The following is a 15,511-nucleotide window of genomic DNA, read 5'->3' as shown; positions in this document are numbered from 1 at the left end:
GGACGGCAGAAAAGCCGCAACGTCAGCGCGGCCCCGTCGCCGGCAGCGGCCGCGGCGAGGCCACCACCTGGTCGGTCCGCGGCACCGGCAGGAACAGCGCGAACACCGCGGGCTTCGTCCGCGCCAGTTCGAGCCGCCCGCCGTCGGCCTCGACGAGCGCCCGGGCGAGGGCCAGCCCGACGCCCGTGGACGCGGAGCCGGACACGCCGCGGTCGAAGACGTGCGGCGCCAGCTCGGACGGCACCCCGTCGCCGTTGTCCGACACCTCCACGACGATCGAGTCGTGGTCGGAATGCCGCGCGGCCATCGTGATCGGCCCCGCCCCGTGGCGGAGCGCGTTGTCCACGAGGACGCCGAGGGCCTCGCGCAGCCGGGCGGAGGTGGCCCGCGCGACGAGCCCGTCGGCGACCCGCACCCGCAGCGTCCGGCCCTGCCCCTTCGCCAGGTCGTGCCACTCGTCCGCGACGGCGGTGAGCTCCCCGTCGAGCTCCAGCGGGGAGGCGCTCGCCGCGCGGGCGGCGCGCGCGGAGCTGAGCAGCTCGTCCAGGACCTCGGCGAGCCGCTCGGCCTGCTCCAGCGCGGCGCCGCCCTCGGCGGACACCTCCGGGTCGGGGTGGCCGGCCAGCTCGTCCAGCCGCAGCTGGAGGGCGGTCAGCCGGCTGCGCAGCTGGTGGGACACGTCGCCGACGAGGTCCCGCTCGCGCTGCACCAGCTCGGCGAGGGCCACGGCGGAGGAGTCGAGGACCTCGGCCACCCGGTCCAGCTCGGGGATGCCGTGGCGCAGCGGGGCCTGCCGGAAGTCGCCCGCGCCGAGCCGGGCCGCGCGGCCCGCGACCTGTTGGAGCGGGTCGGCGAGACGGCGCGCGGTCAGGGTCGCGACGACGGCGCCGACGGCCACCGACAGCACGATGGCGGCGAGGACGAGGGCGGTCGCCTGCAGCTGCCGCGCCCGCATCTCGGCGGACGGCTCGGCGAGGATCGCGGACCCGTTGATGCCGAACAGCGCGGTCTCGGAGACCTGGTCGGCGTTCGTCGGGTCGCCGATCGCGCTGGTGCCGCGCGGGGTCCGGACCACCAGCGACCCGCCGGGCGGCACCGCGATCGCCACCGCCGAGAGGTCCACCGGACGGTCGGACTGGATCTGCGAGTCCAGGGTGTTCACCACCTGCCGCAGCCGCCCGGCCAGCTCGGCGTGGGTGAAGTCCTCGACGAGCCGCCACGTGGTCAGGGCCAGCGGGCCGCCCAGCACGGTGACGGTGATCGCGACGACGAGCAGCGTCGAGAGCAGGATCCGGCGGCGCACGGGGGACTCAGGTGTTGAAGCGGAACCCGACCCCGCGCACCGTCGAGATCCGCTTGCCCCCGGACGGCCCGCCGTCGGTGTCGCCGAGCTTGCGACGCAGCCACGACATGTGCATGTCCAGGGTCTTCGAGGTCTTCATCTCCGGGTCGTTCCACACCTCGCGGAGGATCTCCTCGCGCGAGACGACCTGCCCGGCGTGCGCGAGCAGGACCCGGAGCAGCTCGAACTCCTTGTTGGCCAGCCCCACCTCGACGCCGTCGACCAGGACCCGGCGGGCGGACGGCTCCATCTTCACCCCGCCCGCGTCCAGGATCTCCGGCGCCCGCCGCCGCAGCAGCGCCCGCACCCGCGCCAGCAGCTCCGCGAGCCGGAACGGCTTGCCGACGTAGTCGTCCGCGCCGGCGTCCAGGCCCACCACGAAGTCGACCTCGTCGGTGCGGGCCGTCAGCATCAGCACCGGCAGGTCCGGCTTGCCGGCGCGCACCCGCCGGCAGACCTCGAGGCCGTCCATGCCCGGCAGGCCCAGGTCGAGCACCATGAGGTCGACCTCGCCGTCCCCGGCGCGCGACACCGCGGTCGGCCCGTCGTCGATCACGTCCACCTCGTAGCCCTCGCGGCTCAGGGCGCGGGACAGGGGGCCGGCGATCGCCGCGTCGTCCTCGACGAGCAGCACGGTGGTCATGAACGACCAGCGTAGACCGCCCCGGCAGGATGAGGCGCGTGAGCAGCGATCCGCAGCCGGACCTCGACCTCGCCCTCCGCATCGCCGACGCCGCCGACCGGATCACGCTGTCCCGGTTCCGCGCGAGCGACCTGCGGGTCGACCGCAAGCCCGACCGCACCCCGGTGACCGACGCCGACGTCGCCACCGAGGACGAGGTGCGCCGGATCCTCGCCGCGGAGCGTCCCGACGACGCCGTGCTCGGCGAGGAGCGCGGGGGCGACACCACGGCCGCGAGGCACTGGATCGTCGACCCCATCGACGGCACCAAGAACTACTCCCGCGGCGTCCCGGTCTTCGCGACGCTGCTCGCCCTGGTCGTCGACGGCGAGCCGGTGGTGGGGGTGGTCAGCGCGCCCGCCCTGGGCCGCCGCTGGTGGGCCGCCCGCGGCCAGGGGGCGTTCACCTCCGACGTCGCGCGCGGGATCGCGTCAGCGCAGATCTCGGTGTCCGGGGTCGCGGACCTCGCCGACGCCTACGTCTCCACCACCGACCTCGACTACTGGCGCGAGATCGGCGCCCGCGACCGCTGGCTCGCCCTCACCGAGGCCACCTGGGAGAGCCGGGCGTTCGGCGACTTCCACCACCACGTGCTCGTCGCGGAGGGGCTCCTCGACGCCGCGGTCGAGCCCGGCGCGAGCGCCTGGGACCTGGCCGCACCCGCCGTCGTCGTCCGGGAGGCCGGGGGACGCCTGACCGACCTGGCCGGCACCGACCGCATCGACGGCGGCGAGGCGCTGTCCTCCAACGGCGTTCTGCACGACGCCGTGCTCGGCGTCATCCGGCCCTGAGCGCGCCGCGCATCATCTGGGTCCACGCGAGTCGGCCGAAGAGCCCGAAGCACGCCGCGGACTCCTCCTCGTACCGCGTCCACGAGTACCGCTCACCGCCCTCGAGCCAGTAGACCTCCCACGTCGCCTCCGGACCGGGGTGCACGCACCACGTCCGGTCGGCGTCCTCGGGCGGCTCCCCGACGACGAGCGTCGCCGGGGGCAGCCCCAGCGCCTCGATCCACCCCGGCAACGCGTCGACTCCCACACCGGTGCTGACGCCGGCGCGCGGCGATCGGTTCCGCTCAGCGTCCCGCGGGGAGTTCCCGGCGCCGGGTGGACAGGCGGCGCAGGCGCGGGAACCGGCCGGTCTCGGGGGAGACCTCCCACTCGGCGTCGACGACGTCGTCGTCCTCGTCCGGGTCGTCGAGGTCGTCGAGGTCGTCGAGGTCGTCGTCCTCGTACGGGTCCTCGTCGTCGGGATCCTCGTCGTCGTCGCCGTAGGTCCCCCAGCGGTCCGGGGCCAGCCCGCCCCGGCGCTCGGCCATGCGCTCGACCTCGGCCGCGACCCGCGTGACGCGCGCCAGCCCGTCGAAGCGCCACGGCTCGCGGGCGTCGTCCACCCCGACGACGAGCGTGCCCGCGCCCACCAGCCGGTCGAGCCCGGAGCGCACGGTGCGCACCGAGGTGATCGACCGGCCCACGACGACGATGCCGGTGCGGGTGAGGACCCCCTCGCGCACCAGGATGCGGCGGTCGGTGACGACGAAGTGGGTGGCCCGCCACCGGACCACGGGCGCGACGGAGAACCAGCCCAGCACCCCGACCGCGACGACGCCGACCGCGATCAGCACGGCGAGCGACCACGACGTCGGGCGGGCCACGGCCGCCAGCCACGCCCCCACGAACGCGACGACCGGCGGCAGCACCGCGGGCAGCACCAGCATCCGCCAGTGCGGCCGGACGTGGACCCCGACGCGCTCACCGGCGACGAGGAGACGCTCCGGGTACGCCACCGTCGAGACCCCCTCCCGCCCCCGCTCCGCCGATCGAGGGTATCCGCGCGGGGGGCCGGATCCGAGTGCCGCGCCGGGAGGAGCCCGTCAGACCGCCCGGACGTGCACCACGTCGCCGGCGGTGACCGTGGTGGTGCTCCCGGTGGCGTCGCGGACGACCAGCCGCCCGTCGTCGTCGACGTCCTCGGCGGTACCGACCAGCTCGCGGTCGCCGGGCAGCGACACCCGCACCTCGCGCCCGAGCGTCGCGCACCGGCGCCGGTAGCCGGAGAGCAGGCCCGCCCGGGCCGCGTCACCGCGCGCGGCGCGCCAGTCGTCGTCCAGCGAGGCGAGCACCGCGAGGACGTCGCCGAGCACGTCGGGCCGGGTGCGCCGCACGCTCTGGGCCAGCAGCGACGTGCCGCCCTCGGGCAGCTCCGCCTCCGGCGTCGACACGTTCAGCCCGATCCCGACGACGAGCGCGCTGCCGCGTTCCCCACCCGGCACCACCTCCGACAGGATGCCGGCGCCCTTGCGCTGGTCCGGGCCCAGCAGCAGGTCGTTCGGCCACTTCAGGGCGGTCTCGAGGGTCGCGACGGAGGCCGGGGCGCGGTAGTCCTCGAGGGCGAGGACCAGGGCGAGCCCGGCCAGCAGCGGCGCCCAGCCCCACTGCTCGACCGGGACCTGCGTGGGCCGCAGCAGCACGGAGAAGGTCAGGCCCTCCCCCGGCCCGGACTCCCACGTGCGTTCCCGGCGCCCGCGCCCCGCCTGCTGGTGGTGGGTGACGAGCACGGTGCGGTCGGGCGCCCCGTCCGCGGCCGCGGCGGCGAGGTCCGCGTTCGTGGACCCCGTGGCGTCGACCACGTCGAGCCGCGCCCAGGGGCCGGTGGGCGCCACGGCGGTGGTCTGCAGGGCCGCCCAGGCGGCGGCGTCGCGAAGTCCCGGCTGCACCGCCCGACCGTATCCCCGATCACCGACGTGCCCGGCATCACGCGGGTGCGCGCGTCCGCTGGTGGATATGGTCCGCGACCATGACCGCCGCGACGCAGCCGCCGCCCGAGCCCGACGAGGCCGCGGACGAACCCGACGTCCACACGTCCGCCGGGAAGCTGGCGGACTGGCACCGGCGCCAGGACGACGTCGTGCACGCCGGCTCCGAGCGGGCCGTCGAGCGGCAGCACGCGAAGGGCCGCAAGACCGCCCGGGAGCGCATCGACCTCCTGCTCGACGAGGGCAGCTTCCTCGAGTTCGACGCGATGGCGCGGCACCGCTCCACGAACTTCGGCCTCGACGCGAACCGGCCCTACGGCGACGGCGTCGTCACCGGCCAGGGCACCGTCGACGGCCGCCCCGTCTGCGTGTTCTCCCAGGACGCCACCGTCTTCGGCGGCGCGCTCGGCGAGGTCTACGGCGAGAAGATCGTCAAGGTCATGGACGTGGCCATGAAGATCGGCTGCCCGGTCGTCGGCATCAACGACGGCGGCGGCGCGCGCATCCAGGAGGGCGTGGTCGCGCTCGGGCTCTACGGCGAGATCTTCCGCCGCAACTCGCACGCCTCCGGGGTCGTCCCCCAGATCTCGCTGGTGATGGGCCCGGCCGCCGGCGGCGCCGTCTACTCCCCCGCCCTCACCGACTTCACGGTCATGGTCGACGAGACGTCGTTCATGTTCATCACCGGACCCGACGTCATCAAGACCGTCACCGGCGAGGACGTCGAGTTCGAGACCCTCGGCGGGGCCCGCACCCACAACACCACCTCCGGCAACGCGCACTACCTCGCCTCCGACGAGGACGACGCGATCGCCTACGTGCAGGAGCTCCTGGGCTACCTGCCCTCGAACAACCTCTCCGAGCCGCCGCGCCTGCCGGCCGACGAGGAGTCCGGCGCGGTCGAGGACAACCTCTCCGAGGTCGACCTCGAGCTCGACGGGCTCGTCCCGGACTCCCCGAACCAGCCCTACGACATCCGCGAGGTGATCCGGCGGGTCGTCGACGACGAGGAGTTCCTGGAGGTCCAGGAGCTGTACGCGTCGAACATGGTGGTGGGCTACGGGCGGGTCGAGGGCCGCGCGGTCGGCGTCGTCGCGAACCAGCCGACGCAGCTCGCGGGCTGCCTGGACATCGGCGCCAGCGAGAAGGCGGCGCGGTTCGTGCGCACCTGCGACGCGTTCAACATCCCCGTGCTGACCTTCGTCGACGTGCCGGGATTCCTGCCCGGCACCGACCAGGAGTACAACGGCATCATCCGGCGCGGCGCGAAGCTGATCTACGCCTACGCCGAGGCGACCGTCCCGCTGATCACGGTCATCTGCCGCAAGGCCTACGGGGGCGCGTACGACGTCATGGGGTCCAAGCACCTCGGCGCCGACCTCAACCTCGCCTGGCCGACCGCGCAGATCGCCGTCACCGGCGCGTCCGGCGCGGTGAGCATTCTGTACCGCAAGGAGCTCAAGAAGGTCGAGGACGAGGGCGGCGACGTCGAGGCGCGCCGGGCCGAGCTGCAGCAGGAGTACGAGGACACCCTCGCCAACCCCTACGTCGCGGCCGAGCGCGGCTACGTGGACGCGGTCGTCCCGCCGTCGTGGACCCGGGGCTACGTGGCCCGCGCGCTGCGGTCGTTCGCGGGCAAGCGGGAGACCCTCCCGCCCAAGAAGCACGGGAACATTCCGCTGTGAGGCGCAGCGGAGCGGAGCCCGAACGGAGGACGCTGTGACCGGCCCGGAGGAGGAGGCACCGGCCCGCCCGGTGCTGCGCATCGTCCGCGGCGACCCCTCGCCCGAGGAGGTGGCCGCGCTGACCGTCGTGCTCGCGGCCGCCGGTGGCGGCGAGGGCGAGCCGGCGGACACCGGCCCGCGCTCGGTGTGGACCGAGCGGGAGGCCCTGGTGCGGCGTCCGCTCACGCCGGGCCCGGGCGCCTGGCGGGCCTCGGCGCTGCCGCGCTGACACCCGGCCCCTAGGGTCGCGGGCCGTGCGACTCGTGCTCGGCTCCGCGTCCCCCGCCCGTCTCGGCGTCCTGCGTTCCGCGGGGGTGGACCCCGACGTCATCGTCTCCGACGTGGACGAGGACGCCCTGCTCACGGAGCTGGGCGAGGCGACGGCGGCCGACAAGGTCACCGCCCTGGCCATCGCGAAGGCCCGGGCGGTGGCCGGTCAGGTGCCGACCGAGGACGGCGACGTCCTGGTGATCGGCTGCGACTCCATGCTCGACATCGACGGCGAGCTGGTCGGCAAGCCGCACACCGCCGAGAACGCCCGGGCGCGCTGGGAGCGGATGGCCGGCCGGCACGGCGAGCTGGTGACCGGGCACGCCGTGGTGCAGCTGCGCGACGGGGTGGCGCAGGCCGAGGTCTCCGGCCACGCGACCACGTTCGTCACCTTCGCCGAGCCCACGCCCGCCCAGCTGGAGGCGTACCTGGCGTCGGGCGAGCCGCTGGCGGTCGCGGGCGCGTTCACGCTCGACGGCCTGGGCGGCTGGCTGGTCGAGGGCATCCAGGGCGACCCGTCCAACGTCATCGGGATCAGCCTGCCGCTGACCCGCCGGCTGCTGGCCGAGCTGGGCGTCGAGGTCAGCGACCTGTGGCGGGCGCCGACGACGGGCTGACCCGCGCGGCCGAGGTCCCGGACGTCGGGGCGAGCGACCGCACGACGCGGTCGGCCGACCCGGCGTCGGCGGCCTGGGTCCGGCCCGGGGCCGCGACCGCGAGCAGCACGAGCCCGGGCTCGCCGCGCGCCCCCGCGACCGTCGTCACGCGCACGATCGTCCCGTCCGGCGCGCGCCTGACCGAGGTGAACGCGTCACGACCGGCGAGCGGGCCCGCCTCGTCGGACACGGTCGTCACGCGTCCGTCGTCGTCACCCCGCACGCCGTCGGAGAACGCGCCGACCAGCCGTCGTGCCTCGTCGGCGAGGGCGTCCGCGCCGAAGCCGCGCGCCGGGTCGAGGCGACCGACGAGGACGGTGGCGCGGTCGTCCAGGGAGAGCACGGTCGGGAACCGGCCGGGCGTGACCGGGACGAGCGCCTGGTCGCGGGCCGGCTCCCACCCGGGCTCCGGGGCCACCGTCGCGGCGAGGGTCGGGTCGCCGACCCGGTCCGGGCGCGTCGTCACCGGCGGCGCCGAGGTGGTCGGGGTGGTCGGGGCCGCGACCGGCGACGCCTGCGGCGCCGGGCCCGCGTCCGCGAGCGTCCGGGCGTCCGCGCGGCGCGCGGACGCGCCGTCGGCGCCGGCCGCGGTCGCCACGGCCGCGACGGTGCCGGCCAGGGCCGCGACGGACGCGCACACGGCCACCGCGGGGCCCCACCATCGACGGGAGTCCGAAGCGCTCATCGGGACACGACGGTAGCGAGCGGGCGGCCGTGCCCCGGCACCGCCCGGCGTCACCGGGGCCGCTGTGGTCATGACCACGTACGACGAGGTGTCGCGAGGTCGTCGGAGTGCGGGAGAGTCGCCGGAACGGTCACGCCCGACCGTCTCGAGCGGACGGTGACGGACCCCGGCCCTACACTGCGCCCGACTCCACCTCGCCCGCACCGACGCGTTCGTCCAGGAGGCTCCTCGACATGGCTCCGCAGGCTCAGCAGGACGCCCTGCACACCGTGCTCATCGCCAACCGCGGCGAGATCGCCGTGCGGGTGGCGCGCGCGTGCCGGGACGCGGGCCTGACGAGCGTCGCGGTGTACGCCGACCCCGACCGCGACGCCCCGCACGTGCGGGTCGCGGACCAGGCCTTCGGCCTCGGCGGGGAGACCGCGGCGGACTCGTACCTGAACATCGAGAAGATCATCGACGCCGCGAAGCAGTCGGGGGCCAACGGCATCCACCCCGGCTACGGCTTCCTCTCGGAGAACTCCGACTTCGCCCAGGCCGTGATCGACGCCGGGCTCATCTGGATCGGCCCGTCCCCGCAGGCCATCCGAGACCTGGGCGACAAGGTCACCGCCCGCAAGATCGCCGAGCGCGCCGGCGCGCCGCTGGTCCCGGGCACGAAGGACCCGGTCGCCGACGCCGACGAGGTGATCGCGTTCGCCGACGAGCACGGCCTGCCGGTGGCCATCAAGGCCGCGTTCGGTGGCGGCGGACGCGGCATGCGCGTCGCCCGCGAACGCGACGAGATCTCCGAGATGTTCGACGCCGCGGTCCGCGAGGCCGTCTCCGCGTTCGGCCGTGGCGAGTCGTTCGTCGAGCGCTACCTCGACCGGCCGCGCCACGTCGAGGCGCAGGTCCTCGCCGACCAGCACGGCAACTGCATCGTCGTCGGCACCCGCGACTGCTCGCTGCAGCGCCGCCACCAGAAGCTCGTCGAGGAGGCCCCCGCGCCGTTCCTCTCCGACGAGCAGCGCAAGCGCATCCACACCTCCGCCCGCGACATCTGCCTGGAGGCCGGCTACTCCGGGGCCGGCACCGTCGAGTTCCTGGTCGGCGAGGACGGGACGATCTCGTTCCTCGAGGTCAACACCCGCCTGCAGGTCGAGCACCCGGTCTCCGAGGAGACCAGCGGCCTCGACCTGGTGCGCGAGCAGTTCCGCATCGCGAACGGCGAGGAACTGCGGCTCACGGAGGACCCGGAGCCGCGCGGGCACTCCATCGAGTTCCGGCTCAACGGCGAGGACGCCGGCCGCGGCTTCCTGCCCGCCCCGGGCACCGTCACGCGCTTCGAGGCGCCGTCCGGGCCGGGGGTGCGCGTGGACGCGGGCGTCGAGTCCGGGTCGGTCATCGGCGGCCAGTTCGACTCGATGGTCGGCAAGCTGATCGTCACCGGTGAGGACCGGCAGCAGGCGCTGGAGCGCTCGCGCCGCGCCCTGGCCGAGATCGTCGTCGAGGGCCTGCCGACGGTGATCCCGTTCCACCGCCTGGTCGTCACCGACCCGGCCTTCACCGCCCCCGACGGCGCGTCCTCGTTCACGGTGCACACACGGTGGATCGAGACCGAGTGGGAGAACACGGTCGAGCCGTACGTGGCCGAGGGTGCGGGGGACGACGAGGACGAGGCCGCGCCGCGGCAGACGGTCGTCGTCGAGGTCGGCGGCAAGCGGCTGGAGGTGTCGCTGCCGGGTGACCTGGCGATCGGCGGTGGTGGGGGCGGCGGCGCCGCGCCCGCGGCCAGGAAGAAGTCGCGCAAGCGCTCCGGCGGCGGCGCGAAGGTCTCCGGCGACGCCGTGACCTCGCCGATGCAGGGCACCGTCGTCAAGGTCGCCGTCTCCGAGGGCGACACCGTGTCGACGGGCGACCAGATCGTCGTCGTCGAGGCCATGAAGATGGAGAACCCGGTCACCGCCCACAAGGACGGCACCGTCACCGGGCTCTCGGTCGAGGCCGGCGGGTCGGTCAACCAGGGTGCGGTCATCTGCGAGATCGCGGACGCGTAGGCCGTCCGCTCACCTACCCTGGACGGGGTGGGTGAGCTGCGGATCGGCGACCGGGAGCGCGAGCTCGCGATGGCCGCGCTCGACGAGCACCGGCGCGAGGGCCGGCTCGAGGCCTCGGAGTACGCGGAGCGGTCGGCGATCGCGTCGACGGCGCGGGTCCGCTCGGAGATCGACGCGCTGTTCGCCGACCTCCCCGCGCCGCACCCGGTCTTCCCGCGGGCCCGTCCCGACGAGGAGCCGGGCCCGGGGAGCGGGACCTCCACCGCTGCCCCGGCGTCGCCCGCCCGGGAGGAGCTCCCCGAGCTGGTGACCCCGATCGGGGCCCGGCTGGGCCGGCACGCGGGCCTGCTCTCGGCCCTGGCGCCGGTGTTCGCGGTGGTGCTGCTCGTCGTCACCGGCCTCCGCTTCCCGCAGGTGTTCCTGCTGGTCCCGGTCGCGATCGGGCTCCTCGCCTATCTCGGGCACAAGCACGGCGGCTGACCGGCCGGCGGATCCTGGTCACGTCCGGGCGTAAAGCGGTCGGAGGTTGTCGGGGGTCCGTGGTTCTCTGGAGACACGGCAGCGACGCCGACCGCTCCCCGCTCCACCGCGAAAGGTGCGTCACCCCATGGCCACGGCCCCGACGGCCCCGACGGCTCCGACGGCTCCGACCACTCCGGACGCCCCGACGGCGGCCGACGACGCGTCCGCGCCCGATCCGGGCAGCACCCGGGCCGGCGTGGTGATCGCGGTCCTCGTCGTCTCCGCGTTCGTCATGATCCTTAACGAGACGATCCTGTCGGTCGCGCTGAACGAGCTCACGCGCGACCTCGGCGTCTCCACCACCACCGTGCAGTGGCTGACCAGCGGCTTCCTCCTGACGATGGCCGTGGTCATCCCCACCACGGGGTACCTGCTCGAGCGGTTCACCCCGCGGCAGGTGTTCCTCGCGTCGCTGACGATGTTCAGCCTGGGCACGCTGGTCAGCGCCGTCGCGCCCGGCTTCGAGGTGCTGCTGGCCGGCCGCGTCGTGCAGGCCTGCGGCACCGCGGTGATGATCCCGCTGCTGATGACCTCGATCATGCGGCTCGTCCCGGACGAGCGGCGCGGCTCGATGATGGGCACGATCTCCATCGTCATCGCCGTGGCCCCCGCGATCGGCCCGACGATCGGCGGCGCGGTGCTCGCGTCGCTGGGCTGGCGCTGGATGTTCTGGATCGTGCTGCCGCTGTCGATCGCGGCGCTCGTGCTGGGCGCGGTGCTCATGCGGTTGCCGTCGCAGACCCGGTCGGTGCCGCTGAGCCTCACCTCGGTGGTGCTCTCCGCGCTCGGCTTCGGCGGCATCCTGTACGGCTTCTCCACCATCGGGGAGTCCGGCGGGGGGCACCTGCCGCCGTGGGTGCCGCTCGCGATCGGCGCGGTCGCCCTGGTGCTGTTCGTGTGGCGCCAGCTCGTCCTGCAGCGCCGCGACGCCGCCCTGCTCGACCTGCGGCCGTTCACCTACCGCTCCTACGTCGTCTCGCTGATCCTCGCGGCGCTGCTGTTCATGGCGCTGCTCGGGGCCGCCGCGATCCTCCTGCCGCTCTACCTGCAGTCCGTGCTGCGCCAGGGCACGTTCGTCACCGGGCTGGCGGTGCTGCCCGGCGGTCTCGTGCTCGGTCTGCTCGGCCGGCCGGTGGGGGCGATGTTCGACCGGTTCGGCGCCCGGCCGCTGGTGATCCCGGGCGCGGCCATGATGGCGGTCTCGCTGTGGCTGTTCGCGTCCCTCGGGGAGACGTCGCCGCTGTGGGCCGTGATCGCGATTCACGTGGTGCTCATGGCCGGCCTCGGGCTGATGATGACCCCGCTGATGACCTCGGCGCTGTCCTCGCTGCCGGGCCCGCTGTACTCGCACGGGAGTGCGATCCTGGCGACGCTGCAGCAGGTGGCCGGGGCGTTCGGCACGGCGGCCTTCGTGACGATCGCGGCGCTCGGCTCGGCGGTCGCGGGCGGGTCGCCGGACGCCCAGGGGCTGCGGACCGGGTTCATGGCCGCCGGCGTGGTCGGCGTGCTCGCCCTGGTCGTGTCGTTCTTCCTGCCGCGCCGGGTCGCCGGCTCGGGCGACCTCGAGACGGCCGCGGACGCGCCGCACGGGGCACCCGACGAAGCCGTGGAGCCCGTCGATGCGCCCGCGGACGCCCCCTCGGAGGACGTGACGACGCCCGACCGGGCCGCGCCGCGGGTCACCGGGCGGGTCGAGCTCGCCCGGGCGGGCGAGGCGTTCGTGACGCTGGTGGACGAGCACGGCGTCCAGAACGGCCGGGTCGAGACCCGGGGCGGGTCGTACGACCTGCCTCTGCCGGGCTCCGGGGCCTGGCTGGTCGTGATCTCGGCGCCGGGGCACGCCCCGCACGCCGACCGGGTGGTCGCCGGCGGGCACGCGAGCGAGCTGCGCCACGACGTCACCCTCGTCGGCTCCGAGCCCCTGGCCGACGACGCCCGTGACCCGGAGCCGCTGGCACCGCAGCGCGGCTGATCCGGCACGACGACGAACGGCCCCACTCCCGAACCGGGGTGGGGCCGTTCGTCGCTGCGTGGGCGGTCGGACTCAGCCCGTGCCGAGCGGCTCGAGTTGCTCGCGGCGCGGGTCGGGGGCGGCGAGGCGGAGCTTGTCGGCCTCCTCGTCGCTCTCGACCGACTGCGAGCGGCGCTCGGCCTCGACCCGCTCGACGTAGGAGCGGACCTCCTCGTCGCGGGTCTCGGCCGACCAGCCCAGCAGCGTGGCCATCTGGTCGGCCACCGACTCCGCCGAGTCGACGCCGCGGTGGGCGTACTCGATGGAGATCCGCGTGCGGCGGGTGAGCACGTCGTCGAGGTGCAGGGCTCCCTCGTAGGCGACCGCGTAGGCGATCTCCACCCGCAGGTAGTCCGGGGACCCGGGGACCGGCTCGCGCAGGGACGGGTCGTCCTCGGTCATCGCGAGCAGGCCGTGCAGCAGGGAGCCGTACCGGTCGAGCAGGTGCCGGATGCGGTGCGGGTGCAGGTCGAACTGCCGCCCGAGGTGCTCGGCCTGGTTCACCAGCGCGAAATAGCCGTCGGCCCCGATCAGCGGCACCCGGTCGGTGATCGACGGGGCCACGCGCGCCGGGATGTCCTGCACCGCGAGGTCCAGGGCGTCCTTGGCCATGACCCGATAGGTCGTGTACTTGCCGCCCGCGATCGAGACCATCCCCGGCATCACGCGCGACACGGCGTGCTCGCGGGAGAGCTTGGAGGTCTCCTCGCTCTCGCCGGCGAGCAGGGGCCGCAGGCCCGCGTAGACGCCCTCGATGTCGTCGTGGCTCAGCGGCGTGACCAGGACGGCGTTGATGTGCTCGAGCAGGTAGTCGATGTCGTGCCGCGTCGCGGCCGGGTGGGCGAGGTCGAGCCGCCAGGTGGTGTCGGTGGTCCCGACGATCCAGTGGTTGCGCCACGGGATCACGAACAGCACCGACTTCTCGGTCCGCAAGATCATCCCGACGTCCGAGGGGATCTTGTCCCGCGCGACCAGGAAGTGCACGCCCTTCGAGGCGTTCACCTTGAACCGCCCGCGGGTGCCCGCGGCCCGCTGCATCTGGTCGGTCCACACCCCGGTGCAGTTGACCACCACGTGCGCCCGCACGTCGGTCTCCCGGCCCGTCTCGACGTCGCGGACACGGACGCCGGCGACCCGGTCGACCTCGTGCAGGAAGTCCACGACCTGGGTCGAGGTCCGCACCACGGCGCCGTACTGCGCGGCCGTGCGCCCGACCATCATCGTGTGCCGGGCGTCGTCGGCCTGCGCGTCGTAGTAGCGGACCGCGCCGACCAGTGCGTCGCGCTTGAGCGCCGGCGCCATCCGCAGGGCGCCGGAGCGGGTGAGCTGCTTCTGCTTGGGCAGCGAGCTCTTGCCGCCCATCGTGTCGTAGAGCGTGATCCCGGCCGTCACGTACGGCCGCTCCCAGCCGTGGTGAGTCAGCGGGTACAGGAACGGCACCGGCTTGATCAGGTGCGGCGCGAGTCGGGTCATGTTGAGCTCGCGCTCGAACAGCGCCTCGCGCACCAGGCCGAAGTCCAGCTGCTCCAGGTAGCGCAGGCCGCCGTGGAAGAGCTTGGACGAGCGGCTGGACGTGCCGGCCGCGAGGTCGCGGGCCTCGACCAGGGCGACCGTGAGGCCCCGGGTGGCGGCGTCCAGGGCCGCGCCGACCCCGACCACGCCCCCGCCGACCACGACGACGTCGAACTGCTCGTTCTGCAGGCGTTCCCAGGACCGTGCGCGCTCGGCGGGGCCGAGCCGGGAGGGCTCGGTCACGGCGTCGAGCGACTCGGCCTCCGGCGAACCGGTGTCGGCGGACTTCGCAGCCACCTCGAACCTCCTCGTACGTTCGGTGTCCTCGCCGGTGCTCCGTGCGGCGCAACGCCCCGAGGACGTCCACCACCAGCGGCGATGCCCGGGGGTTCCCGCGACGGCACTGTCCACGCTACCCGCGGGCGGACCTCCGGGGCCGAGATCGACCCGCCGTCACCGGAAGCGCTTCCGTCAGCGGGTGAAGGGCATAGACACATGTGACGCGCGCGACTAGCGTCCGCCGCGCTCGTCGGTGCGGACCGGGCCCGCTCTCGAGAGCGCGACCAGGGGAGATGACGTGACACCGGTCCTCAGCGGCGGCGAGATCATCCTGTGGGAGTTCCTCGGCACGGCCGTGCTGCTGTTGTTCGGTGTCGGCGTGGTCGCGAACGTGATCCTGCCGCGGTCGACCCAGGACGGTGACACCGCTCCCTGGGTGCTGATCGTCATCGGCTGGGGCGTCGGCGTCTTCGCCGGCGCGAGCATCGCGAACCCCAGCGGCGGGCACATCAACCCCGCCGTGACGCTCGGCCTCGCGATCGCCGGCCAGACCCCGTGGGCGAACGTGCCGTTCTACCTGATCGGCCAGTTCCTGGGCGCCTTCGTCGGTGCCTCCCTCGCGTGGTTGGTCTACAAGCTGCAGTTCGACCACAACCGGGAGCAGAACACCGAGACGGTGGGCATCTTCGCCACCAACCCGCCGATCAAGAAGCCGGTGTGGAACCTGGTCAGCGAGACCATCGCGACGTTCGTGCTGCTGCTCTTCCTGCTCCAGGCCCCCTACGACTCCCCCGCCAACTACGCGGCCGTGACCGCGCTCGTCGTCGGGATCGGCGCGGCCCTCGGCGGACCGACCGGCTACGCCATCAACCCGGCCCGCGACCTCGGGCCCCGCGCCGCGTACGCGGTCCTCCCGATCCCCGGCAAGGGCAGCGCGCAGTGGGGCTACGCCTGGGTGCCGATCCTCGGGCCGTTCATCGGCGCCGCGCTCGCGGCCCTCGTCAATCTCGTCGTGCCCGCGTACAGCTGACACG

Annotated in this window: 14 protein-coding genes and 1 pseudogene; 8 read left to right on the top strand and 7 right to left on the bottom strand. The window is 74.4% G+C overall.

What is annotated here, in order from left to right; genetic code table 11:
- Positions 1-22 precede the first annotated feature (22 nt).
- Together WCD74_RS25540 and WCD74_RS25535 are read right to left on the bottom strand one after the other, a co-directional pair.
- Complete coding sequence (locus tag WCD74_RS25540) at positions 23-1,303, bottom strand: sensor histidine kinase (RefSeq protein ID WP_337697719.1); 1,281 nt, start codon at positions 1,301-1,303, stop codon at positions 23-25.
- Between the two features lie 7 nt (positions 1,304-1,310).
- Complete coding sequence (locus WCD74_RS25535) at positions 1,311-1,985, bottom strand: response regulator transcription factor (RefSeq protein WP_337697718.1); 675 nt, start codon at positions 1,983-1,985, stop codon at positions 1,311-1,313.
- A 38-nt stretch (positions 1,986-2,023) separates the two neighbouring features.
- Here WCD74_RS25535 and WCD74_RS25530 point away from each other — a divergent pair, with 38 nt between their 5' ends.
- Positions 2,024-2,815 carry an inositol monophosphatase family protein gene (locus tag WCD74_RS25530; RefSeq protein WP_337697717.1) on the top strand — a complete coding sequence of 264 codons (792 nt, stop codon included), beginning with the start codon at positions 2,024-2,026 and terminating at the stop codon, positions 2,813-2,815.
- Here WCD74_RS25530 and WCD74_RS25525 read toward each other — a convergent pair.
- The 3 genes from WCD74_RS25525 to WCD74_RS25515 form a co-directional block, all read right to left on the bottom strand.
- Positions 2,802-3,062: a hypothetical protein gene (locus tag WCD74_RS25525; RefSeq protein WP_337697716.1), complete on the bottom strand. Its 261-nt coding sequence runs from the start codon at positions 3,060-3,062 to the stop codon at positions 2,802-2,804. The genes WCD74_RS25530 and WCD74_RS25525 overlap by 14 nt on opposite strands.
- Before the next feature lie 37 nt (positions 3,063-3,099).
- On the bottom strand, positions 3,100-3,810 hold the full coding sequence (locus tag WCD74_RS25520) for a PH domain-containing protein (protein WP_337697715.1): 711 nt from the start codon (positions 3,808-3,810) through the stop codon (positions 3,100-3,102).
- An 87-nt stretch (positions 3,811-3,897) separates the two neighbouring features.
- Entirely contained in the window at positions 3,898-4,740 is an 843-nt protein-coding gene (locus tag WCD74_RS25515) for a biotin--[acetyl-CoA-carboxylase] ligase (RefSeq protein ID WP_337697714.1), read from the bottom strand.
- 80 nt (positions 4,741-4,820) lie between these two features.
- On the opposite strand from WCD74_RS25515, the gene WCD74_RS25510 reads away from it, so the two are divergent.
- Genes WCD74_RS25510 through WCD74_RS25500 form a run of 3 tightly spaced genes read left to right on the top strand, consistent with a single transcriptional unit; the run spans position 4,821 to position 7,390 of the window.
- Positions 4,821-6,464: an acyl-CoA carboxylase subunit beta gene (locus WCD74_RS25510; RefSeq protein ID WP_337697713.1), complete on the top strand. Its 1,644-nt coding sequence runs from the start codon at positions 4,821-4,823 to the stop codon at positions 6,462-6,464.
- A 34-nt stretch (positions 6,465-6,498) separates the two neighbouring features.
- Complete coding sequence (locus WCD74_RS25505; RefSeq protein WP_337697712.1) at positions 6,499-6,732, top strand: acyl-CoA carboxylase subunit epsilon; 234 nt, start codon at positions 6,499-6,501, stop codon at positions 6,730-6,732.
- A 25-nt stretch (positions 6,733-6,757) separates the two neighbouring features.
- The gene (locus WCD74_RS25500) at positions 6,758-7,390 is read left to right on the top strand and encodes a Maf family protein (RefSeq protein WP_337697711.1); all 633 of its coding nucleotides are present in this window, start codon (positions 6,758-6,760) and stop codon (positions 7,388-7,390) included.
- On the opposite strand, the gene WCD74_RS25495 is transcribed toward WCD74_RS25500, so the two are convergent.
- Positions 7,356-8,114, bottom strand: coding sequence for a hypothetical protein (locus tag WCD74_RS25495; RefSeq protein WP_337697710.1), 759 nt, complete (start codon positions 8,112-8,114; stop codon positions 7,356-7,358). The two genes, WCD74_RS25500 and WCD74_RS25495, sit on opposite strands and share 35 nt — an antisense overlap.
- A 233-nt stretch (positions 8,115-8,347) precedes the next feature.
- Here WCD74_RS25495 and WCD74_RS25490 point away from each other — a divergent pair, with 233 nt between their 5' ends.
- From WCD74_RS25490 to WCD74_RS25480, 3 genes and pseudogenes are all read left to right on the top strand, one after another.
- Positions 8,348-10,153, top strand: coding sequence for an acetyl/propionyl/methylcrotonyl-CoA carboxylase subunit alpha (locus tag WCD74_RS25490; RefSeq protein WP_337697709.1), 1,806 nt, complete (start codon positions 8,348-8,350; stop codon positions 10,151-10,153).
- Positions 10,154-10,180: 27 nt separating this feature from the next.
- Positions 10,181-10,633, top strand: a complete 453-nt coding sequence (locus WCD74_RS25485) for a DUF1707 SHOCT-like domain-containing protein (protein ID WP_337697708.1) — start codon at positions 10,181-10,183, stop codon at positions 10,631-10,633.
- 127 nt (positions 10,634-10,760) lie between these two features.
- Positions 10,761-12,263: pseudogene (locus WCD74_RS25480) on the top strand (DHA2 family efflux MFS transporter permease subunit); the annotation flags it as partial.
- A gap of 456 nt (positions 12,264-12,719) precedes the next feature.
- Here the strand turns inward: WCD74_RS25480 and WCD74_RS25475 are convergent.
- Entirely contained in the window at positions 12,720-14,495 is a 1,776-nt protein-coding gene (locus tag WCD74_RS25475) for a glycerol-3-phosphate dehydrogenase/oxidase (protein ID WP_373696130.1), read from the bottom strand.
- Between the two features lie 280 nt (positions 14,496-14,775).
- On the opposite strand from WCD74_RS25475, the gene WCD74_RS25470 reads away from it, so the two are divergent.
- Positions 14,776-15,507, top strand: a complete 732-nt coding sequence (locus WCD74_RS25470) for an MIP/aquaporin family protein (RefSeq protein ID WP_337697707.1) — start codon at positions 14,776-14,778, stop codon at positions 15,505-15,507.
- Positions 15,508-15,511 lie beyond the last annotated feature (4 nt).

The sequence above is a fragment of the Actinomycetospora aurantiaca genome (assembly GCF_037401875.1).
Taxonomy (GTDB): domain Bacteria; phylum Actinomycetota; class Actinomycetes; order Mycobacteriales; family Pseudonocardiaceae; genus Actinomycetospora; species Actinomycetospora aurantiaca.
This window is presented reverse-complemented; position numbering and strand designations above follow the sequence as displayed.

Excerpts from the sequence above, each read along its gene's own strand:
- WCD74_RS25535 (WP_337697718.1), bottom strand. The coding sequence starts at position 1,985 with ATGACCACCGTGCTGCTCGTCGAGGACGACGCGGCGATCGCCGGCCCC.
- WCD74_RS25510 (WP_337697713.1), top strand. The coding sequence starts at position 4,821 with ATGACCGCCGCGACGCAGCCGCCGCCCGAGCCCGACGAGGCCGCGGAC.
- WCD74_RS25495 (WP_337697710.1), bottom strand. The coding sequence starts at position 8,114 with ATGAGCGCTTCGGACTCCCGTCGATGGTGGGGCCCCGCGGTGGCCGTG.
- WCD74_RS25490 (WP_337697709.1), top strand. The coding sequence starts at position 8,348 with ATGGCTCCGCAGGCTCAGCAGGACGCCCTGCACACCGTGCTCATCGCC.